The sequence below is a fragment of the Pseudomonas sp. EpS/L25 genome (assembly GCF_001512295.1).
Lineage (GTDB): Bacteria > Pseudomonadota > Gammaproteobacteria > Pseudomonadales > Pseudomonadaceae > Chryseomonas.
Genome location: NZ_LNUP01000015.1, coordinates 354,875 through 374,850, shown reverse-complemented (window position 1 = coordinate 374,850; position 19,976 = coordinate 354,875). Strand labels below are relative to the sequence as shown.

Sequence of the window (19,976 nt, the reverse complement as noted above, 5' to 3'; positions counted from 1 at the left end):
ACCTGGACGTGCTGAACAGTCAACTCATACGTGACGGTAAAACACCGGTCAGCCACTTAATCGGGATAAGAGTGGACAGTAATCTGCACCCATCGCATCCACGACGGATGCCAGACCTTGAAAGGACCGCTGACGATGAACACCGCCCAAGCCTTCACCGCCACCACCGGCCGCCTGTTGCTGGCCAGCCTCTTCCTGTTCAGCGGCGTGGGCAAAGTGCTCGCCCCGGCCGCCACCAAGGGCTACATCGCCGCCATGGGCATGCCCTTCCCGGACCTCGCCTACCTGGGCGCCCTGGTGGTGGAGCTGGGCCTCGCCAGCCTGCTGCTGATCGGCTATCGCACCCGCCCGGTGGCGCTGGCCATGGCCGCCTTCACCCTGGTGACCGCCCTGGTGTTCCACCACAACTTCGCCGACCAGAACCAGCTGATCCACTTCCTCAAGAACGTCGCCATCGCCGGTGGCCTGCTGCAGGTGGCGGCCTTCGGCGCCGGGGTCCTGAGCGTGGATGGTCGGCGGCCGGTGCGGGCGGCCCGGTTGGCCTGATCGCGCTCGGTTGATGCGCCCGCCTGATTCCGCGGTCAGGCGGGCGCCGTCACGTCCAGCATCTGCGCGCAGGCCTCGCGCAGCAGGTCGAGGAACAACCGTAGTCGTGCCGGATAGACCCGGGCGTAGGGATAGATGAGATAGAGCGGCAGGGGCGCGGCCTGCCACTCGGGCAGCAGGTGCGCCAGTCGCCCTGCTGCCACGTCCTCGCGCACCATCCAGTGGGACAGCGCCGCACAACCCAGGCCGCGGACCGCGGCATGGCGCGCCACGAACAGGCTTTCCGTAGCCAGGCGCGGGCGCAGGGTCACCACGTGGCTCTCGCCCGAGGCGCGGCGCTCCAGGCGCAACTTGTTCTGGTAGAACTGGCTCATGGCGATCCAGGGCAGCGCCGCCAGGTCCTCGGGCCCGCTCAGGGTTCCGGCCAGCTCCGGCGCCGCGACCAGGATGCGCTGGATATCGCCCAGGCGCACCGCCACCGTCTCCGGGTCATCCACCCCCCCTACCCGGATGGCGCAGTCGACGCCATCGGCGACGAAGTTCGGCGCCCGGTCGCTGAGCACCCAGTCCACCTGCATGCCCGGATAGCGCCGTAGATAGGTCTCCAGGGGATCGAGCAATTGCTCCTGGCCGAAGGCGTGGGGCATTACCACCCGCAGCCGCCCCTCGGGTTCGGCATGGGCGCCGTGCAGCGCGGCGGCGAAGGCCTGCCAGTCGCCGAGCAACTGCTGCGCCTGGCGATAGCAGCGCTGGCCGTCCTCGGTCAGGCGCAGGGCGTGGGTCGAGCGTTGTACCAGGCGGACCTGCAGCGCCGCTTCCAGCGCCTGCAGGCGCCGGCTGACGGTGGGCTGGGTAGTGCCGAGCTGACGTGCCGCCGCCGATAGACTGCCAGCCTCGACGATACGGACGAAGGTTTCCAGCAGGTCGAGACGATCATGGGAAAAGGTCGTGTTCATACGGCCTACGTATACCCCCTGTACCCGGCGTTCGGCTACACGCAGCGAAATATCTGGCGAAGAATGCGCTCATCGTCTTCCCACCCGGAGAATCATCATGACCGACATTCCACTTTCGCATAGCCAGACATCAGCTCACCGCAGCAGTTTGTCCCCTGCCCTGCTCGGCCTGCTCGCCACCGGCGCCGGCCTCAGCGTGGCCAACCTCTATTACAGCCAACCCCTGCTCGGCATTCTCGCGGGCGCCCTGCCGGCACCTGCCGCCGACGTGGGCCTGATTCCTACCCTCACCCAGCTCGGCTATGCCCTGGGGCTGCTGTTGCTCGCGCCCTTGGGTGATCGCTTCGACCGCCGCCGCATCATCCTGGCCAAGCTGGCCGTGCTGCTGCTGGCACTGCTCGGCGCCAGCCTGGCGCCGGGGCTGCACGGGCTGCTGGTGGCCAGCCTGGTCACCGGCCTGGCCGCCACCGTGGCCCAGGACCTGGTGCCCGCTGCCGCGACCCTGGCGCCGCCCGCCGCGCGCGGGCGCATCGTCGGCACGGTGATGACCGGCCTGCTGCTGGGCATTCTGCTGTCCCGGGTAGTGAGTGGCCTGATCGGCGAGTGGCTTGGCTGGCGGGCGGTCTATCTGTTCGCCGCCCTGAGCATCGCCGCCATCGCCGTGGCGGTCTGGCGCGGCCTGCCGGCCTTTGCCGCGACCACCCGGCTCAGCTATCCGGCCCTGCTCGGCTCGCTGGGCGCGCTCTGGCGCCGGTATGCCGCCCTGCGCCGGGCGACCTTGGCGCAGGGGCTGCTGTCCGTCGGTTTCAGCGCCTTCTGGTCGACCCTCGCCCTCTATCTGCATGCCGGTCCCTTCCAACTGGGCAGCGCCGCGGCCGGCGCCTTCGGCCTGGCCGGAGCGGCCGGGGCCCTGGCCGCGCCCTGGGCCGGACGCCTGGCGGATCGTCACGGCTCGGAATGGGTGACGCGCCTGGGCATCGGCCTCACCGCCCTGGCCTTCGCCAGCCTGCTCACCTTGCCCTGGCTGCCGGGGGTGACCGGTCTGGTCCTCCTGGCGGTGGCGACGGCGGTCTTCGACCTCGGCGTCCAGGCCACGCTCATCGCTCACCAGGCACAGGTCTACGGCCTGGAACCCGAGGCGCGCAGCCGACTCAACGCCGTGCTCTTCACCGGTATGTTCATCGGCATGGCCAGCGGCGCGGCCCTGGGCAGCCTGCTCCTGGCCCGGCTGGGCTGGAGTGCCGTCGCCGGCCTGGCCCTGGCGACCGCTTTGGCCGCGCTGTCGGTCCGGGCCTGGCCCGCGGCTAGGTAGCGCTTTTGAGGCTATCGCGGGGTCGGAACACAGCACCTGGCTCCGCCATAGTCAACCAAAACAGGACGAACCTTCCCCTTCCAGCTCGTTAATCAAAGCCTCTGGCCACAGTAGGATGACTTCCATGGCGTCGGAACAGACCACGCCCTTATCCACAGAAGGAGCATCATCATGCTGGCCATTCGTAAAGCTTCCGATCGCGGCGCCGCCAACCACGGTTGGCTCAAGTCCTTCCACACCTTTTCCTTCGCCAGCTATCGCAACCCGGCGGAGCAGGGCTTCTCCGACCTGCTGGTGATCAACGATGACACCGTGGCCCCGGGCCAGGGCTTCGGCGAGCACCCGCACCGCGACATGGAGATCTTCTCCTATGTGCTCGAAGGCGCCCTGGAGCACCAGGACAGCCTGGGCACCGGCTCGGTGATCCGTCCCGGCGACGTCCAGCTGATGAGCGCCGGCAGTGGCGTGAGCCACAGCGAGTACAATCACTCCGACAGCGAGCGGGTGCACTTCCTGCAGATCTGGATCGTGCCCAACGTGCGCCGCGCCGAGCCGCGCTATCAGCAGCGGCATTTCAGTGACGCGACCAAGCGTAGCCGCCTGGCGCTGATCATCTCGCCGGATGGCGCCGAGGGCTCGCTGGAAGTCCGCCAGGACGCCCGGGTCTACGCCGGTCTGTTCGACGGCGCGGAAAGCGCCACCCTGCAACTGGCCCCCGAGCGCCATGCCTATGTGCACGTCGCCCGCGGCAGCCTGGAGCTGAATGGCGTCTTGCTGCAGGCCGGTGATGGCGTACGGCTGCGCGGCGAGCGTGAATTGCAGCTGGCCCAAGGGACGGACGCCGAGGTGCTGGTGTTCGATCTGCGGCCCAACGAACTGCCGCAAATGCCCTGACTACGATTTGCTCGCGAAATCGTAGGCCTAGTTTGCGCTAGGAGCCCGCTGCCACGGCCTCCCCTTGCCGAGAACCCGCCATGAGCCCTCAAGCCCTGACCTCCCTGATAGCCGGTAACGCCACCTTCTGGCTGACGCTGAACGTCTTCGGCGAACAGCTGGGCCTGCCGATACCGGCCTATCCGTCGCTGGTGGTGATGGGCGCGGCGGCCGATGAGACCGAGTTGCTCCTGGCGCTGCTGGCCACCGTCGCGGTCACCGGGGTGGCCGATCTGCTCTGGTACTGGGCCGGTCGGCGGCATGGCGCCTGGCTGTTGCGTCATCTACCCGGCCAGCACGTCCCTGCCGCCACTCGCCTGCCCAGCCTGCTGCTGATCGCCAAGTTCGTCCCCGGCGCCGCGGCCCTCGCCACCCTGAGCGCCGGTGCCAGTGCCATGCCCTTGCGGCGTTTCCTGGCCTACGACCTGGGCGGCGCCACCTTGTGGATCGGCTCCGGCCTGGCCCTGGGGCGGCTGTTCGACGAACACATCCTGGCCCTGCTCGACGCCCTCCAGGCCTATGGCCCGGCGCCCCTGCTGCTGGCCGGACTGCTCGGCCTCGCCCTGCTGGGCTGGCACCTGCTGGCCCGCCGCCACGGTCGGCCAAGCCCGTCGCGACAGTATTGCGCCTAGGCCGTTGCCGTTTTAACGCTAATTAACGATAGCCAACTCGCACGTCAGACAACCGTACGGAATCATTCTCATCTAGGCCAGCGCGCCATGCGGCTGGTTTGATAGGGAGAGCGCCATGTCCACGACCGTCGATAGCACCTTGGCTCTATCCAATACGCGGCTGGTCGGCTTGGCCGCCTGGCAGGAACGGCTGGCCAAGGAAGTGCTGCTGCAGCATCTGGAGCGCGGCATCAGCGTCAGCCAGGTCGCGTCCGTCTGCGGCCTGTCGCGCAGCCACTTCACCCGCCAGTTCAAGCTCAGCGCCGGGCTCGCTCCACTGGAATGGTTGCGGCAGCAGCGCATCCACCGCGCCCAGCAATTGCTCGCCGAGCGCGAATCACCCCTGGCGGCGATCGCCCTGGAATGCGGCTTCTTCGATCAGGCCCATCTGAGCCGGGTATTCACCCGCGCCGTCGGGATCCCGCCGCTGGCCTGGCAGCAGCAAGCCCTGGAGCGGCGGTTGCTGACGGAACTGGCGCAGGTGCAGTCGCAGCATGGCCAGCAGGCGGTAGCCTAGGGTCGCCCCACTGCCCTCCACCAGGATCAGCGACTTGTCCACCAATTGCCCCAGGAGGGGGATGAACAAGGCTTCCTCCAGCCCGCGCTGCGCCGCCAGCCTCAGGGCTTCCTGACGACTGAAATGCTCGCCGGCCTCGGCCAGGGTCGCCAGCACGCCGAACTCGGATTCGCTCAGGCTGTGCAGACTCCAGTCGAGCATGGCGCCAAGGCTGCGCTGGCGCTGCGGCGCAGTACGCCGCCCGGCCACGCTCAGGTAATAGCCGCCGTCGAGTTGCGCCAGCACTCCGTTCAGGCCCAGGGCCGCCACCTGCTCGGCAAGGATCTCCAGCGCCAGGGGCACACCTTCGCTGCGACGACAGATCTCGCCCACCAGCTGCACGTCGGCCGGCCGCAGTTGCAGCTCCGGCAACCGCGCCCGGGCGCGCCGGACGAACAAGCGGAAGGCCGGCTCGCGCATGGCATCGCGCAGGTGCCGCGAGGGTGGATTCGCGACCGGCAACGGTGCCAGTCGCAACACGGCTTCCCCCGCTACCCGCAGGGCCTCGCGACTGGCGACCAGCACCCTGAGCTGCGGACAGCCTTGCAGCAGGTTTTCCACCAACCAGGCCGCGGGCTCGACCAGCCGCTCGGCATTGTCCAGCACCAGCAGCAGGCGCCGCGTGGCCAGGGCGTCCTGCAGCGCCGGCAGACCACTGCCACTGGCGAGTCCCAGGTCACTGGCGAGCCGTTCCACCAGCGCCATCATGTGGCCCAGCGCGGCGAGATCGAGACTCTGTATCCCGTCCGGAAAGTCCTCCGCCAAGGTTGGCAGCAGGTGCTGGACCAGCAGTGACTTGCCGACACCACCGGCACCCACCACCGACACCAGACGGCGCTGGGCAAGCAACCGGCGCAACTCGACCAGGCTGGTCTCGCGACCTTCCAGGGGCGTCAGGGGCAGCGGCGTCTCGGCCAGCGGCGTCAGGTCCTCGTCGCCCGGGCGCTCCACCGCGAGGGCGAAGCCGTACCCGCGATGACGGGCGCTGAGGATGGGATCCCGGGCACTGTAGGGGCGCAATACCCGACGCAGGGCCGAGATGTGCACCCGTAGGTTGATGTCCTCCACGACGCTACCGGGCCAGACCCGCGCCATCAGGGTCTGCTTGTCGATCAGCTCGCCGGGGTGTTCCAGCAGCACCCGCAGGATGTCCAGTGCCCGCCCGCTCAGCGGCAGCGGGCGCTCGCCATCCAGCAACAGGCGTCGTCGCGCATCCAGGACCAGGCCGCAGAAGCGGAAGGCACTGGCGTCTTCCAGGGACTCGAGCTCTTGCATGACCATGTCGCGCACCTTGCCTCGGGTCCTGCGGGCGCCAGGCTCCGCAGCCCCTCGACCGTGTGCGCCTCTCCTTGCCGATAGGTACGACCATTCTGGCCGCTGCCCGGGCAAGCCGTATGACGATATACGGCCAGAAGCTGCCATCGATGGGCGTGATACCGCCACCAGGAGCCGATTTCAGCTGAACTGGTAGCGATACTGGGCCGGGGTCAGACCGAGATGGCTCTGGAAGGCGCCGCGCATGCAGCGGTCGCTGGCGAAGCCGCTGCGAAAGGCCACGGTCTTCAGCGGCAGCTCGGAGGTCTCCAGCAATTCGCGCGCATGATCGATGCGCGCCCTGAGCACGAACTCCAGCGGTGTCATGCCGGTGTCGCGCTTGAACACCCGGGCGAAGTTACGGGTGCCCATGGTCGCCAGTTCGGCGAGCCGGCTGATCGAATACGCCTGGTCGATGTTCGCCACGACATGGTGCTGCACCCGGGTGATGGCGGTGGCTGCTTCCGGTTCGTCAAACAGCGGACTGAACTGGGCCTGCTTGCCCTGGCGCTGGGTCACCACCACCAGCACCTTGGCCACCTCCCGGGCGATGGCCTTGCCGTGGTCCTCGGCCACCAGGGCCAGCGCCAGGTCGATGCCGGCGGTGACCCCGGCCGAGCTCAGCAATGGGCCATCGCTCAGGTAGATGTCATCGGCGGTCACCTGGGCACGGGGAAAGCGTCGCGCCAGCCGCTCGCGATAATTCCAGTGGGTGGTTACCCGCCGACCATCGAGCAGACCGGCGCTGCCGAGCAGAAAGGTGCCGGTGCAGACCGCCCCGTAGCGCGTGCACTGCGCGGGCACCAGCCGCAGCCAGGCCGCGACGTCCGGATGGGGCTCCAGATAGGCCCCCGGCCCACCGGGCACCAGCAGCAGGTCATAGGTCCCAGGCGGCTGCTGGGTGGTGAGCTCCGTGCGTATCGTCATGCCATTGGAACAACGCAGGGTCCGCCGCCGCCCGGCGGCGATGGTCACGATGCGATAGTGGTCGGCGGCTGGCAGATAACGATTGGCGATGGAGAACACCTCCACCGGCCCGGCGAAATCCAGCATCAGCACCTCGGGGACCAGCAAGAAGGCCACTGTCCTCGTCATGGCGATACATCCTTATCCGTGTTGCGATTTTCCTTGGACGATGGGGCGTCCGGGTGAAGTTGAGGTGAGGATAAGAACTTACGCCATGAGGGCAAGCGGCTTTTTCCGCGTGGTTCACGGATTTCAGCTTTTGTCCGAGTCGAGCTGCGGTCATCGATGGTGGCCGACATCAGCAGCATCCCGCCGCCGTTTGGCGGGACATCGCGGAGCCCAGGTCTGCCAGATCGCTCTAGCTCGGGCGTGCCGGCCTCAGCATCACCAAGGTGACCAACCCGATCAATGCGGTCACGAGACTCGCGCCTTGCAGTAGGGTGTCGAAGCTATGCAAGTAAGCACGTTGGAGCACGCCGGACGTGGCCAGAGGTAGATTCTTCAGATCGCCCAGCGCGACCTGCTGAGCCAGCGCCAGCCTCGCCGGGGCGGACCAACCGACCAGCGAGTGGGTGAGCTGCCGCTCTATCAGGGCGCTCAAGAGCGCGAAAGCGATTGCCAGGGCGACACCCTCACTGGCGACCCGGACGGTATTGAAGATACCGGCCACCATGCCGGCCCGTTCCCTGGGTACAACGCCTATCGCCAGGCCATCCATCAGCCCCCAGGGCAGCCCCGTCCCCACGCCGATCACGATCAGGCACAGCAGTACCGGCCACTCGCCACCCACGGGCAGGTGGCTGAGCGCCAGCAGACCCGCCGCCGCGAGGAGGAAGCCGAGGGCGCAGAGGCAACCGGCAGACAGCCAACGCGTCAACCAGGCCGTCAGCAGGGGGACCACCAGCAACGGCAGGGTCAGGGCCAGCAGAATCAGGCCCGCCTGGGTCGCCCCCAGGCCTTCTACACCGATCAGGCGCAGGGGCAACAGGACGATGAACACGATGTAGCAGACGCAGGTCCCGATGGGCAGCAGCTGCACGCCGAGAAAGCGCGGCAGGCGAAACAGCCGCACGTCCAGCATCGGGCGTTGACTCCTCAATTGCCCGCGCACGAACAGCAGCAAACCGAACGCAGCGAGCAGAAACAGGGACGTCGCCGCGAGCGAGGCCCATCCCTGGCGCGGCCCCAGGATGATGGCGGAGGTGAAGGCGATCAGCGTGGAGGAAAAACTCAGTACTCCCGGTACATCGAGACGACCCGCCTGCGGATCGCGACTCTCGCGCAGCCACTTCCAGGCGACCAGCGCGGCACTGCCGGCCAGCATGGCGGTACCCAGGAAGATGGCCCGCCAGCCCCACTCGTCCAGCAAGATCCCGGCAAGCAACGGGCCGAAGGCCAACCCCAGCCCGAAGGTCGTGCCGAGCAGGCTGAAGACGCGCGTGCGCGCCGGCCCCTCGAATTCCTGGGCCAGCGCCGCGCTCCCTCCCGCCAAGGCCGCGGCTGCCGCAACGCCCTGAGCGGCCCGCAAGCCATCGAACCAAAGGATCGAAGGGGCCCCCGCAAGCAGCAGGGAAACCAGGGTGAAGCCCGCCACGCCGGCAAGAAAGAGGCGCTTGCGGCCATAGCGATCGGCCAGGGCTCCCGCCGCCATGAGCAGGCTGCCGAAACTGAGCATGAAGGCATTGGTGATCCAGGCCATGGCCATGGCATCGGCGCGCAATGCCACGCCTATGGCAGGCGTCGCCACCGCGCCGCCCGTGAAACTCAGTGGCAATACCAAGGCGGCCAGGCAAATGGCCAGGACAACCGGATAACGACCTGATGCCGTGGGCATGGCTACGGCTGGAGACTGGTGCATGGAAGAGTCCTGCGGAACAGGCAGTTGGCCGGACTGCCGGGGTAAGCGCGCGACGGGATTGCACTCACCTTATTCAGGACGCAATCGGTGATAAACAGGGCTAATATCCACTGATAACGGAACAAAGGGATTCAATCGAGATGGATAGCCTGACCAGCCTGGTCGCCTTCGTGAAGACCGCGGATGCCTTGAGCTTCGTCAATGCCGGACAGGCCATGGGAATCTCGGCGTCCGCCGTCGGCAAGAACGTGGCGAAGCTCGAAGCCTCCTTGCAGGTGCGGCTGTTCCATCGCAGCACGCGCAAGGTCAGTCTCACGCCGGAAGGCGTCTTGTTCCACGAGCGCTGCAAGCGAATTCTGGATGAGCTGGAAGATGCCCGGGCGCTGCTCTCCCAAGCCGCCCGAACGCCCCAGGGCCGGCTCAAGATCAGCCTGCCGACCATCGGCTATCGTTTCCTGCTTCCTCACCTCGCGCCCTTTCGCCAGCACTATCCGGAGATCGAGCTGGAGCTGGATTTCAACGACGAACTGGTCGACGTGATCGACGCAGGCTTCGATGTGGTCATCCGCAGTGGCGGCCTGGCCGACAACAAATTGATGACCCGGCGCCTGGGGCCCTTTCGCTTCCTGCTGTGCGCCGCACCTGGCTATCTACAGCGGCGTGGGTATCCCACTGTCCCGGCAGAGCTGGAACGGCATGACTGCCTGCGCTACCGCTTCGTGACTACCGGCAAGATCATGGATTGGAGCCTTTCAGCCGACCCGTTGCTCACCCGCCTGCACCTGCCGACCACCCTGGTCCTCAACAACATGGAAGCCATCCTCATGGCGGCGCAGGACGGCCATGGCATCGCCTTCATGCCGGACTTCCTGGTGCAAGACGCCCTCGCCGCGGGCAGGCTGGAGACGCTGCTGGACGCCTATACCCAGGACGAAGGCCAGTTCTGGGCGCTCTGGCCTTCCAGCCGCCATCTTTCCCCCAAGGTGCGGGTGTTCGTCGACTTCATCGAACAGCGGCTGTTCAAGGCCGCTGGCATGGCCAATCCTAGCCCCGCCGCAACCTGATCAAGGTGATTTCGCTCGGCGCGCCGAAACGCAGCGGCGGGCCCCAGTAGCCGGTGCCGCGGCTGATGTAGACGGTGAGGCGGCCGAGGCGGTGGCTGCCGGCGACCCAGGGTTGCTGGAAGCGTACGAAGTACATCCAGGGCCAGAACTGGCCGCCGTGAGTATGGCCGGAGAGCTGCAGGTCGGCGCCGGCGGCCTCGGCCTTGGGCGCCGAGCGCGGCTGGTGGGCCAGCAGCAGGCGGAACAATCCTTCCGGAGCGCCTGCGAAGGCGGCCGCGGCGTCGCTCCTGTGGCTGGGGACATAGAGCGGCGCCGAGTAGTCGGTGATGCCGGCCAGTACGAAGGGCGTGCCCTGGTGCTCCAGCACCCGATGCTCGTCGATCAGCATCGCCAGTCCCTGGTCACGCCAGGCGCGCACCCAGGCCTCGGCGCCGGAGTAGTACTCGTGGTTGCCGGTGATGGCGTAGGTGCCCAGGCGCGCCTTGAGCCCTTGCAGCGGCAGGAATTCGTGCTGCAGCTCGGCCACGCTGCCGTCCACCAGGTCACCAGTGATGGCCACCAGGTCGGCGTCCAGGCCGTTGACCCTATCGACGATGCGTTGCAGATACCCGGCCTTGATGGTCGGGCCGATGTGCAGGTCGCTCAGTTGCACGATGCGCAGCCCGTCCAGGCCGGCGGGCAGCGCCGGCAGGGCCAGCTCCACCTCCTTGACCTTGGCCGTGCGACGGGCGTTGTAGAGGCTACGCAGCGCCACCAGCAGCACCAGGCCCAGCACCGCCCAGGCGCTACCGGCCCGCCAGGCGGCGTCGAGCGGCTGGCCTACGAGACTCGCCAGGGCCATGACCAGGCCGCGCAGCAGGCTGAAGATCGCCAGGCTGGAAAACACCCCCATGGCGATCAGCGCCGTCCAGGCCAGTAGCCGGGAGCGCATGTCGCGCGAGCGAAAACCCAGGGGGACCAGGACGAAGGACAGGATCAGCAGCAGCCAGAACGGCAGTTGCCCTACCAGCGACAACCCGAGATCGCCGATCAGGCTGACGCCGATGAACAGGTGCAGGGCGAGAAGGACCAGGTACATCGCGGTGCGGGAGCGGAACATGGAGGGCCCTGGGGCAAGGAGAAGGTTCTACCTTAGCACCCTACCGACCGGGCGCCGGAGCCCCGGAGTGTTTCCGGCTACAACGATTCAGCCGGTATTCAGCGCCGCTCCGTGGCGCTCGCCTGGACCGCCTGATCCGCCCGCCGGCCCAGGTAGAAGCCGAGCCAGGCCCAGAGCGCCGCACAGCCCGCGCCGACCAGCGCCGGCAGCCAGGCGCCGTGGCCGAGCAGGTCCAGCAGGCTCTTGGCCCAGCCGCTGGCGGCGTCGCCGGCGCGATAGACCACGGTGTCGATGAAGTTCTTGGCCTTGTACTTGGTCTCGGCGTCCAGCGGCGCGAAGAGCATCTCGCGGCCCGGGCGGATGAAGGCGTATTCGCCGATGCGTCGCACGATCATCAGCCCCGCCAGCACGGCGAAGGTGGGCAGCAGCGCCAGCCCCACGAAGCCCACGCACATCAGCAGCGGCACCCCGGCCAGCAGTACCCGCACGCCCAGGCGCTGGGCCAGGCGGCCGGTGATCAGCACCTGGCTGGCCAGGGCGCCGGCCTGGACCACGAAGTCCAGCAGGCCGAACACCTGCACCTGGCGCGCACGGTCGGGAAACAGCTCGGCCACCAGCCGCGCCTGCTCGAAGTAGAGAAAGGTACTGACCGTGGCCAGCAGGATGACGAAGGCGCTCACCGCCAGCAGATAGGGTGACGCCAGCACCCGGGTCAGGCCGCTGAAGGGATTGCCGGCCACCGGCCGGCGCGGACTTTCGGTCGGTGGCGCGCCTGGGCGCCCGGCGCCCCGGATCTCGCGCCAGCCCAGCAGATAGGCCTTGAGCGTGAGCGCCAGGAGCAGCAGCGCGGCGGCCAGCAGCGCCAGGCCGGCCTCGCCGACCAGCGGGGCCAGGGCCGCGGCCAACACCGGACCGAGCAGCCCGCCGACGCTGGCCCCGGCGGCGATGAAGGCGAACAGCCGCCGCGCCTGGGCACCATCGAAGACATCGGCCATCAGACTCCAGGCCACCGAGACCACGAAGAGGTTGTAGACCGAGATCCAGACATAGAAGGTGCGCGCCAGCCAGACGCTGTCGCCCAGGCCTGCGAAGCAGGCGGCGAAGGCCAGCAGGTTGAGGGCGAAGAAGCCATAGACCCAGTCGACGAAGCGCCGGCGCGCCACCCGCGAATTGAGCCAGGCGAACAGGGGTACGGCGACCAGCATCACCACGAAGGTGGCGGTGAACAGCCACTGCAGATTGTCCACCCCACCGGCGATGCCCATGGCCTCGCGGATCGGCCGCAGCATGAAGTAGCCGGCGAACAGGCAGAGGAACAACGCGAAGCCCGCCAGGGCCGCGGGCGACTCGCCGGCACGGGCGTCGAGGACGCGGCCGAGCCAGTCCTTCATCTAGGCGAACAACCCGGCGATGGCCTCGCGCTGACGGGTATCGGGCAGCCGCCCGCGCCCGGCCTGGAGGTTGTCGACCATGTAGCGCGGATTGCTGGTGGCCGGAATCACCGCGGTCACCGCCGGGTCGGCGAGGATGAACTTGAGCAGCAACTGCGCCCAACTGGTCGCGCCTAGTTCGGCGGCCAGCGGTGGCAGCGGCTTGCCGCGGGTGCCGGAGAGCAGATTGCCGCGCTGGAACGGCCGGTTGATCAGCACGGCGATACCCTGGTCACGGCAATAGGGCAGCAGGCGCTTTTCGGCTTCGCGCTCGCCCACCGAATAGTTGAATTGCACGAAGTCGACCTGCTCCTGTTTCAGGGTGGCGAGCAGATCGTCCAGCGCCGCCTCGCGGTAGTGGGTGACACCCACGTAGCGCACCTTGCCGGCCTGCTGCTGTTCGCGCAGCAGGGCGAGCTGGTTGGCGGTGTCCTGCAGGTTGTGCACCTGGACCAGATCCAGGCGGTCGGTCTGCAGGGCCTGGAAGCTGGCGGCCAGTTGCGCCGCGCCGCGTTCGCGCCCGGTGGACGACACCTTGGTGGCGAGAAAGACCCGCTCCCGGGCCTGGGCGCGCTTGACCAGCTCGCCGGCCACCCGCTCGGAGTTGCCATAGCTGGGCGCGGTATCGATGAGGCTGCCGCCGCCGTCGAGCAAGGCCTTGAGCACCTCTTGCAGCGGCGCCAGGGCGGCGTCGGTCAGCTCGACGTTCAGGTTGCCCGAGGTGCCCAGACCGATGACGGGTAGCGCCTCGCCGCTGCGCGGGATCTTGCGGGTCAGCAGCGGCTCGGCGGCCAGGGCGCTCTGCCACAGCCAGGGCGCCGCGGTCACGGCGGCGACCAGGGCGGTGGTGGTCTGCAGGAAATGACGACGGGTCGGCATGGCGGGCCTCGCGACGATCAGTGGGGAAGGATGACCCTTGAGTTAAGCCCTTTGCCTGGGGTGTCGCTTGTCAGGCTCATTGCAGCATGTTGCGTCCTTCGTACAGCCGGCCGGCGGGAGATCTTTGTAGCCTGGACAAAGACACAGCCTTGTCCAACGTTCATGTCCGAGCCTCTCAGTGGAAAACACTACGCGGTTTTCCACGCTACGACGCAAGGCAAGCGGCTGGGGAAAGGCTCCCGGTAGCGTGGACAACGGCGCAGCCTTGTCCACTGATGGCGTCAGGGCCCACCCGTGGAAAACGCTGCGCGGTTTTCCACGCTACGGGTTGGCGGCATCCTGGCCCGCGAGAATGCCATGATCCGCCGGCGGCAGGCTGCCATCGCCACCCAGATAGCGGTCGTAGAAATCCCGCACCGTCACGTTCTTGTGCTTGGCCTCGAACATGATGTCGAAACGGTCGAGGAACTGGCAGGCGTAGCGATTGCACCAGTCGTTCCACATCATGTCGCTGTGGCCGTAGAGCAACCGCTTGCTGATCTCTTGCAGCAGGAACTTGATATCGATCCGCTCGCTGGGCGAGACGCCCATTTCCAGCAGTGCCTCCGGCGGCTGGGAGTAGTGCATGGCCGGGCGCACGCCGCGCCAGCTGTCGATGATCCGCGCCACGCGCGGCTCCCAGGGATCGATGTAGGCCTCCTCGTGGATCCAGCAATGGTGGATGTCCAGCACCACCGGGGCGAGGTCGGCCAGTTGCAGGCAGTCGTCGACGCCATAGGTCTTTTCATCGTTCTCGAAGGTGATGCAGTTGCGCGCCTCGCTCGACAGACGCGGCCAGACCGCGCGGATGCCGGGCACGCCCAGGCGACCGGCGATGTGCACGTTGCACTTGAAGTCCTGGAATCTCTGGCCGTAGCCCATCAGCCGGATCATGTCGGCGTGGTATTCGAATTCCGCCAGGCTGTTCTCCACCACCTCGGGGCGATCCGAACCCAGCACGCAGAATTGCCCCGGATGCAGCGACAGCCGCACGTCGCGGCGGCGCGCCAGCTCGCCCAGCCGGCCGAAGCGATCCTCCAACAGTTGTTGAAGCTCCTGGGAACGATAGAAGTAGGCGAACTCGGCGTGGCTGTAGAAGGGCAGCAGGTCACTGCTCAGGCGCAGCATGCGCAGGTTGTCCGGCAGGTCGGCGACGTGCTCGACGAATCTCAGCTGGGCATCCAGGTTGTGGGTGACCACATCGAGCAACTTGGCCTCGGCGGCGGCGCGCTCGACGCTGCCCAGCCAGCGCAGGGTGGTGGTGCGGGTATTGAAGGCCCGCTCGACCTGCTCCAGTGCCTTGAGCGACAGGCTGCGCTCGGGGTGACGGTACATGCAGGCGAAGCCGATTCGATACATGGGACGCTCGGGACAGGGACTCTAGGGATTAGTCCGCAGCGCGCCGCCTGGGTGCGGGTGGGGTGATGGGTGGAGGGGTGGTGCCTTGGAATGCAGGGGCCGGGGTTGCCCTCACCCCGGCCGGAGAGGGGGCGGTATGGCAGCGGTAAGCTATTGAGATCCAACGTTAGCGCGGCCATCGCGGCCATGGGCCGCTTGTGTCTTGGCTTGCCGTTAGGATGGAGGTGAGAGCAGCAGGGGGCAGGCTGTAGGGCCGCAGTGTTTCGAGCACGTGTAGGAGCCGGTCCCGCCCCCTGCTGACCTCTCACAAGCACCCACACGAATTGCTTGATTCAACTTGTTAAAGAGCAGTTGGCTGCGACCCGAGCCGCTAACCGAGGCGCGCATTCTACGCCAGCCTCACATCCTGTCAAGCGTTGATTTGAACTTTTCGTTTCAACTCAACCACTTGCGCCACCCTGACCGGCCTAGCCAATCTCGGCAGCGGGAGGCGAATCCTACAGCATCCCAAGACGCTGTCAACCCCTCCCCTTCACTGCGCCATCACCCGAAGGCGTTGACCCAACCGCGAGGACTCCGTGGAGCACTCGCCCGACCCAGACCTAAGTGCTTGATTTTCAAGCCGCTTCAGCGGCTGCGCCGGAAGTGGGGCACATTATAGGGGAGTTTTGGGGCAGGTCAACAGGTTATTTCGAGAATATTCAATAAAGGGGAATGGGCGCCAGGCGATAGCCCGCCTCGGTGCCGATGATCCGGTATTGCTTGATCTCGCCGGGCGCCAGGAGGATGGACTGGGACACGGCACTGGCCATGGGAGCGGCACAGGCGCCGGGACCGGATGAGGTGAGGCTCACCGCGATCTCTCCCGGAGGCAGGTTGAAGGAGGCACTCTGGCCAGCCATGAGGGTTCCGGCCAGGCGTCCCTGGATCACCAGGCCGATATCGCACCCCGAGCCCGGGTAGGCGTCATTGCGCGTGATCATCAGAATGCCCGGCTGCCCCGTCCCGCCCTGGGCGACCTGGGCAAGCGCAGAGGTACTACAGAGCAGGACGGCGAAAACACCAGCAAGCCATTTCATGACGGTCTCCTCCGAGTCGTTACGAACCTTAGCACCGGCCAGCCGGAACCGCGCTCCCTTTCGAAGCACGGGCACCCAGGCAGACGCCTGCCCCGCACAGAAACTGAGCGAGCGGTCAGGTTCCAGGCCTGAGGCACCTGCCTGCAGCCATCCCAAGCGATATCTATATCATTGAAAAACAATCACTTTATCCACAATCGCGGAAGTGGCTTCGATATTGCTAACGACGGCGATACCTGGCCGTGGGGACAGGAAACCATAACGAGAAAGTCATCTGGGGAGCTGAAATGCGCAGAATCTTAACCGCCACACTACTGACGGGCAGCCTGTTGGCCACAGCTACAGTCGAGGCCGACGACAGCCCGCTGCTGTGGCATGGCGAAAGCCTCACCTATCTATATGGCAAGGATTTCCGGGTCGATCCGCACATTCAGCAGACCGTCACCTTCGAGCACGCCAGCGCCTGGACCTGGGGCGACCTCTTCCTGTTCGTCGACAGCATCTGGTTCAACGGTGCGAGCAATGCCAGCGATGGACACCAGGGCTTCTATGGCGAGGTCAGTCCGCGGCTGTCGTTCGGCAAGCTGTCCGGCAAGGATCTTTCCTTCGGGCCGGTCAGCGATGTCCTGCTGGCCACGACGCTGGAGTACGACCAGAACGATGGCAGCGGCGCCGGCCGCGACCAGCGCAACTACCTGGTGGGCCCGGGCTTCGATCTCAAGGTGCCAGGTTTCGACTACTTCCAGCTGAATCTCTATTACCGCAAGCCCGATGGCGGCAGCGCGCCTTCCGGGGCCTGGCAGCTCACGCCGGTGTGGGCCTATACCCTGCCGCTGGGCAACTCGGACCTGCTCATCGATGGCTACATGGATTGGGTGATGAACAACAAGGGCGGCTACCACGCCAACCTGCACTTCAATCCGCAGATCAAGTACGACCTGGGCAAAGCCATGGGCTACGAGGCCAAGCACCTTTATGTAGGTACCGAGTACGACTACTGGTCGGACAAGTACGGCATCAAGGACAGCGAGGGTTTCCGTACCGACCAGAGCGTCTTCAGCTTCCTGGTGAAGTATCAATTCTAAGTCGCCCAGGGCCATCCGCGGTCCTGTCGCTGCCGTCCGCACCCGCGGATTCGATGTGAGGTAATCATCCATGACCACTCCTTCCCGGGACGATCTTCTCTATGGCCTGGACGATCGCCCAGCGCCCCTCGCGGCCTTTTGCGCCGCGCTGCAGCATGTGCTGGCCAGCTTCGTGGGAATCGTCACTCCGCCGCTGATCATCGCCGGCGCCCTGGGCCTGCACGAGCACCTGCCCTATCTGATCAGCATGGGACTGATGGTATCGGGTGTCGGCACCTTCCTGCAGGCGCGGGCCCCAGGCGGGCTGGGCGCCGGCATGATCTGCCTGCAGGGCACCAGTTTCTCCTTCCTGTCGGCGGTGCTGGCGGCGGGAATGCTGGTAAAGCAGCGCGGCGGCACGTCGGAGGACATCCTGGCGATGATCTTCGGCGTCTGTTTCTTCGGCGCCTTCGTGCAGATAGGCCTGAGTCAGTGCCTGGGTCTGTTACGCCGGGTGATCACGCCCCTGGTGACGGGCATCGTCATCACCCTGATCGGTGTGAGCCTGATCAGGGTGGGCGTGACCGACCTCGGCGGCGGCGCCAAGGCCAGCGACTTCGGCGCACCGACCAACCTGGCATTGGGTGGACTGGTGCTGGTGGTCATCATCGGCCTGAATCTGTCGCGACGGCCCTGGCTACGGCTGTCGGCGGTGGTGATCGGCCTGCTGGTCGGCTCGCTGGCCGCCTGGGCCTGCGGCCTGCTGAAACCCCAGCCCTTGCCGCCGCTGCCTTTGGTGAGCGTCCCCCTCCCCTTCCACTTCGGCTTCGCCTTCGACTGGTCGGCCTTCCTGCCGGTGGCGCTGATCTATCTGATCAGCACTCTCGAGACCACCGGCGACCTGACCGCCAACTGCCTGATCTCGCGGCAGCCCATCGAAGGACCGGCCTATCTGCGGCGCATCCGGGGCGGCGTGCTGGGCGATGGCGTCGCCTGCCTGGTGGCGGCCACCTTCAATACCTTTCCCAGCACCACCTTCGCGCAGAACAACGGCGTGATCCAGCTCACCGGCGTAGCCAGTCGCTACGTAGGCTACTGGATCGGCGGCATCTTACTGTTGCTGGGCCTGTTCCCGGTGCTCGGCGCCGTCCTGCAGCAAATCCCCAAGCCGGTGCTGGGGGGTGCGACGCTGGTGCTGTTCGGCAGCGTCGCCGCGGCGGGTATCCGCCTGCTGGCGCAGTGCAGCCTGGACCGCCGCAGCCTGCTGATCATCGCCACCTCCCTGGGCGTAGGGCTGGGCGTAGCCAGCCAGCCGACGTTGCTGGATCAGCTACCGCCGCTGGTGAAGAATCTGTTCGATACCGCGATCACCAGTGGCGGCATCACCGCCATCCTCCTCAACCTGCTGCTGCCCGAGGAGCGCACTGCACCGGTGACCGAGGGCAACCCCTCGGCGCAGCACCCTTGAGCGGAGACTTGTGTCCGAGGCAAGGGGTGCGCTATTGATGCCTGCCCCGCCCTCGGACCCTGCAGTCGTCATGACCCTACTCGTACCCGCCCACTACACCGGCCAGGACAAACCGGCCGGTCGCATCCGGCAGAAGAACGAGGAGCTGATCCTCGCCGCGGCGGAGGAGGAATTCGCCCGCAATGGCTTCAAGGGCACCAGCATGAACACCATCGCCCAGCGCGTGGGGCTGCCCAAGGCCAATCTCCACTACTATTTCAACAACAAGCTCGGCCTCTATATGGCGGTGCTGGGCAACATCCTCGAGCTGTGGGACAGCACCTTCAACCATCTGACGGTGGACGACGATCCGGCCGAGGCGCTGGCCCGCTACATCCGCGCCAAGCTGGAGTTCTCGCGCCGCCAGCCACTGGCCTCGCGGATCTTCGCGATGGAGATCATCGGCGGCGGCACCTGCCTGTACGAGTACTTCAACCAGGACTACCAGGCCTGGTTCCGCAGTCGGGCGGCGGTGTTCGAGGCCTGGATCGCTGCCGGCAAGATGGACCCGGTGGACCCCATCCATGTCATCTTCCTGCTTTGGAGCAGTACCCAGCACTATGCCGACTTCGCCAGCCAGATCTGTCGGGTGACGGGACGTACGCGCCTGACGCGGCAGGATTTCGAGGAGGCATCCCGGACCCTGACCCATGTCGTGCTGAAGGGACTGGGTCTCAAGGCACCATGACATTCACGCTGACGCAGGACGCCTCCTGCGAGGAAGAGGTGCGCAAGAGTCGTTTTCTCGCCCTCGCCGCCCCGGTGGCGAGCGTGGACGCCGCCATGGCCTTCATCGAGCGGGTGAGCGTGCCGACCGCGACCCACAACTGCTGGGCCTGGAAGCTCGGCAACCAGTATCGCTTCAACGACGATGGCGAACCCGGGGGTACCGCCGGCCGCCCCATCCTGGCGGCCATCGAGGGGCAGGATTGTGATCAGGTCGTGGTGGTGGTCATTCGCTGGTATGGCGGCATCAAGCTGGGTACGGGCGGACTGGTGCGTGCCTATGGCGGTTGCGCCGCGCGCTGTCTGCAGCAGGCGGACAAGCAGCCGCTAGTGGTGCGCCAGGAGTTCGGCTTCGCTTGCACCTATGCAGAGTGGCCGTTGCTCAAGGCGCGACTGGCGACCCTGGCGGTCGTGGTACTCGACGAGGACTACCAGGCCCTGGAGGTCGCACTGCGGATCGCGGTAGAGCCGCCACGACGGGACGAGGTGGCGACGCTCCTGACCAATGTGAGCAGCGGACGCATCGTCCTGCGCGCCCTCTAGCGGCACGACCTTTGCTACCTGGCGGTGCACGCCTTCATGACCCGCACCGCCTTGGCGCACTCCTGCGCCATTCCG

General features: G+C 66.7%; 18 protein-coding genes and 1 pseudogene. 10 read left to right on the top strand and 9 right to left on the bottom strand.

What is annotated here, in order from left to right; translation table 11 throughout:
* Window positions 1–135: 135 nt before the first annotated feature.
* Window positions 136–546, top strand: a complete 411-nt coding sequence (locus tag AR540_RS18260; RefSeq protein WP_059230721.1) for a DoxX family protein — start codon at window positions 136–138, stop codon at window positions 544–546.
* Between the two features lie 35 nt (window positions 547–581).
* Here the strand turns inward: AR540_RS18260 and AR540_RS18255 are convergent, their stop codons facing one another.
* Window positions 582–1,502 carry a LysR family transcriptional regulator gene (locus tag AR540_RS18255; RefSeq protein WP_059230718.1) on the bottom strand — a complete coding sequence of 307 codons (921 nt, stop codon included), beginning with the start codon at window positions 1,500–1,502 and terminating at the stop codon, window positions 582–584.
* A 97-nt stretch (window positions 1,503–1,599) separates the two neighbouring features.
* Here AR540_RS18255 and AR540_RS18250 point away from each other — a divergent pair, with 97 nt between their 5' ends.
* From AR540_RS18250 to AR540_RS26125, 4 genes are all read left to right on the top strand, one after another.
* Window positions 1,600–2,814 (top strand): MFS transporter, encoded by a 1,215-nt coding sequence (locus AR540_RS18250; protein ID WP_059230716.1) that lies wholly within the window; start codon window positions 1,600–1,602, stop codon window positions 2,812–2,814.
* A 171-nt stretch (window positions 2,815–2,985) separates the two neighbouring features.
* Window positions 2,986–3,708 (top strand): pirin family protein, encoded by a 723-nt coding sequence (locus tag AR540_RS18245; RefSeq protein ID WP_059230715.1) that lies wholly within the window; start codon window positions 2,986–2,988, stop codon window positions 3,706–3,708.
* An 80-nt stretch (window positions 3,709–3,788) separates the two neighbouring features.
* A complete protein-coding gene (locus AR540_RS18240; RefSeq protein WP_059230713.1) occupies window positions 3,789–4,379 on the top strand; it encodes a DedA family protein in 591 nt (196 codons plus the stop codon).
* A gap of 115 nt (window positions 4,380–4,494) precedes the next feature.
* Complete coding sequence (locus AR540_RS26125) at window positions 4,495–4,935, top strand: helix-turn-helix domain-containing protein (protein ID WP_082707043.1); 441 nt, start codon at window positions 4,495–4,497, stop codon at window positions 4,933–4,935.
* 621 nt (window positions 4,936–5,556) lie between these two features.
* Here AR540_RS26125 and AR540_RS26300 read toward each other — a convergent pair.
* From AR540_RS26300 to AR540_RS18220, 3 genes and pseudogenes are all read right to left on the bottom strand, one after another.
* A pseudogene (locus tag AR540_RS26300) lies at window positions 5,557–6,249 on the bottom strand (winged helix-turn-helix domain-containing protein); the annotation flags it as partial.
* Window positions 6,250–6,429: 180 nt separating this feature from the next.
* Window positions 6,430–7,383, bottom strand: a complete 954-nt coding sequence (locus AR540_RS18225) for a GlxA family transcriptional regulator (RefSeq protein ID WP_177339254.1) — start codon at window positions 7,381–7,383, stop codon at window positions 6,430–6,432.
* Window positions 7,384–7,612: 229 nt separating this feature from the next.
* Window positions 7,613–9,112 (bottom strand): MFS transporter, encoded by a 1,500-nt coding sequence (locus AR540_RS18220; protein ID WP_059230707.1) that lies wholly within the window; start codon window positions 9,110–9,112, stop codon window positions 7,613–7,615.
* A gap of 140 nt (window positions 9,113–9,252) precedes the next feature.
* Between AR540_RS18220 and AR540_RS18215 the strand changes: the two genes are divergently transcribed.
* Complete coding sequence (locus tag AR540_RS18215; RefSeq protein ID WP_059230705.1) at window positions 9,253–10,176, top strand: LysR family transcriptional regulator; 924 nt, start codon at window positions 9,253–9,255, stop codon at window positions 10,174–10,176.
* Here AR540_RS18215 and AR540_RS18210 read toward each other — a convergent pair.
* From AR540_RS18210 to AR540_RS18190, 5 genes are all read right to left on the bottom strand, one after another.
* On the bottom strand, window positions 10,157–11,275 hold the full coding sequence (locus tag AR540_RS18210; protein WP_059230703.1) for a metallophosphoesterase: 1,119 nt from the start codon (window positions 11,273–11,275) through the stop codon (window positions 10,157–10,159). The two genes, AR540_RS18215 and AR540_RS18210, sit on opposite strands and share 20 nt — an antisense overlap.
* A 98-nt stretch (window positions 11,276–11,373) precedes the next feature.
* Complete coding sequence (locus tag AR540_RS18205) at window positions 11,374–12,666, bottom strand: NTP/NDP exchange transporter (protein WP_059230701.1); 1,293 nt, start codon at window positions 12,664–12,666, stop codon at window positions 11,374–11,376.
* Window positions 12,667–13,584 (bottom strand): aldo/keto reductase, encoded by a 918-nt coding sequence (locus tag AR540_RS18200; RefSeq protein ID WP_059230699.1) that lies wholly within the window; start codon window positions 13,582–13,584, stop codon window positions 12,667–12,669. It lies immediately after the preceding gene.
* 321 nt (window positions 13,585–13,905) lie between these two features.
* Window positions 13,906–14,982 carry a UV DNA damage repair endonuclease UvsE gene (gene uvsE, locus AR540_RS18195; protein WP_059230697.1) on the bottom strand — a complete coding sequence of 359 codons (1,077 nt, stop codon included), beginning with the start codon at window positions 14,980–14,982 and terminating at the stop codon, window positions 13,906–13,908.
* A gap of 701 nt (window positions 14,983–15,683) precedes the next feature.
* Window positions 15,684–16,061, bottom strand: coding sequence for a hypothetical protein (locus AR540_RS18190; RefSeq protein ID WP_059230695.1), 378 nt, complete (start codon window positions 16,059–16,061; stop codon window positions 15,684–15,686).
* A gap of 287 nt (window positions 16,062–16,348) precedes the next feature.
* On the opposite strand from AR540_RS18190, the gene AR540_RS18185 reads away from it, so the two are divergent.
* From AR540_RS18185 to AR540_RS18170, 4 genes are all read left to right on the top strand, one after another.
* Window positions 16,349–17,146, top strand: coding sequence for an outer membrane protein OmpK (locus tag AR540_RS18185; protein WP_059230694.1), 798 nt, complete (start codon window positions 16,349–16,351; stop codon window positions 17,144–17,146).
* Between the two features lie 70 nt (window positions 17,147–17,216).
* Window positions 17,217–18,593 carry a uracil-xanthine permease family protein gene (locus AR540_RS18180; protein ID WP_059230692.1) on the top strand — a complete coding sequence of 459 codons (1,377 nt, stop codon included), beginning with the start codon at window positions 17,217–17,219 and terminating at the stop codon, window positions 18,591–18,593.
* A 70-nt stretch (window positions 18,594–18,663) separates the two neighbouring features.
* Window positions 18,664–19,320, top strand: coding sequence for a TetR/AcrR family transcriptional regulator (locus AR540_RS18175; protein WP_059230690.1), 657 nt, complete (start codon window positions 18,664–18,666; stop codon window positions 19,318–19,320).
* Window positions 19,317–19,901, top strand: a complete 585-nt coding sequence (locus tag AR540_RS18170) for an IMPACT family protein (RefSeq protein WP_059230689.1) — start codon at window positions 19,317–19,319, stop codon at window positions 19,899–19,901. Before AR540_RS18175 ends, AR540_RS18170 begins: the two co-directional genes overlap by 4 nt.
* Window positions 19,902–19,976 lie beyond the last annotated feature (75 nt).

Bases quoted from the DNA above. Each gene is read 5' to 3' on its own strand.
- AR540_RS18190 (WP_059230695.1), bottom strand. From the start codon at position 16,061: ATGAAATGGCTTGCTGGTGTTTTCGCCGTCCTGCTCTGTAGTACCTCT.
- uvsE (WP_059230697.1), bottom strand. From the start codon at position 14,982: ATGTATCGAATCGGCTTCGCCTGCATGTACCGTCACCCCGAGCGCAGC.
- AR540_RS18260 (WP_059230721.1), top strand. From the start codon at position 136: ATGAACACCGCCCAAGCCTTCACCGCCACCACCGGCCGCCTGTTGCTG.
- AR540_RS18170 (WP_059230689.1), top strand. From the start codon at position 19,317: ATGACATTCACGCTGACGCAGGACGCCTCCTGCGAGGAAGAGGTGCGC.
- AR540_RS18255 (WP_059230718.1), bottom strand. From the start codon at position 1,502: ATGAACACGACCTTTTCCCATGATCGTCTCGACCTGCTGGAAACCTTC.
- AR540_RS18240 (WP_059230713.1), top strand. From the start codon at position 3,789: ATGAGCCCTCAAGCCCTGACCTCCCTGATAGCCGGTAACGCCACCTTC.
- AR540_RS18215 (WP_059230705.1), top strand. From the start codon at position 9,253: ATGGATAGCCTGACCAGCCTGGTCGCCTTCGTGAAGACCGCGGATGCC.
- AR540_RS18180 (WP_059230692.1), top strand. From the start codon at position 17,217: ATGACCACTCCTTCCCGGGACGATCTTCTCTATGGCCTGGACGATCGC.
- AR540_RS18175 (WP_059230690.1), top strand. From the start codon at position 18,664: ATGACCCTACTCGTACCCGCCCACTACACCGGCCAGGACAAACCGGCC.
- AR540_RS18245 (WP_059230715.1), top strand. From the start codon at position 2,986: ATGCTGGCCATTCGTAAAGCTTCCGATCGCGGCGCCGCCAACCACGGT.
- AR540_RS18220 (WP_059230707.1), bottom strand. From the start codon at position 9,112: ATGCACCAGTCTCCAGCCGTAGCCATGCCCACGGCATCAGGTCGTTAT.
- AR540_RS26125 (WP_082707043.1), top strand. From the start codon at position 4,495: ATGTCCACGACCGTCGATAGCACCTTGGCTCTATCCAATACGCGGCTG.
- AR540_RS18225 (WP_177339254.1), bottom strand. From the start codon at position 7,383: ATGACGAGGACAGTGGCCTTCTTGCTGGTCCCCGAGGTGCTGATGCTG.
- AR540_RS18210 (WP_059230703.1), bottom strand. From the start codon at position 11,275: ATGTTCCGCTCCCGCACCGCGATGTACCTGGTCCTTCTCGCCCTGCAC.
- AR540_RS18205 (WP_059230701.1), bottom strand. From the start codon at position 12,666: ATGAAGGACTGGCTCGGCCGCGTCCTCGACGCCCGTGCCGGCGAGTCG.
- AR540_RS18185 (WP_059230694.1), top strand. From the start codon at position 16,349: ATGCGCAGAATCTTAACCGCCACACTACTGACGGGCAGCCTGTTGGCC.
- AR540_RS18250 (WP_059230716.1), top strand. From the start codon at position 1,600: ATGACCGACATTCCACTTTCGCATAGCCAGACATCAGCTCACCGCAGC.
- AR540_RS18200 (WP_059230699.1), bottom strand. From the start codon at position 13,584: ATGCCGACCCGTCGTCATTTCCTGCAGACCACCACCGCCCTGGTCGCC.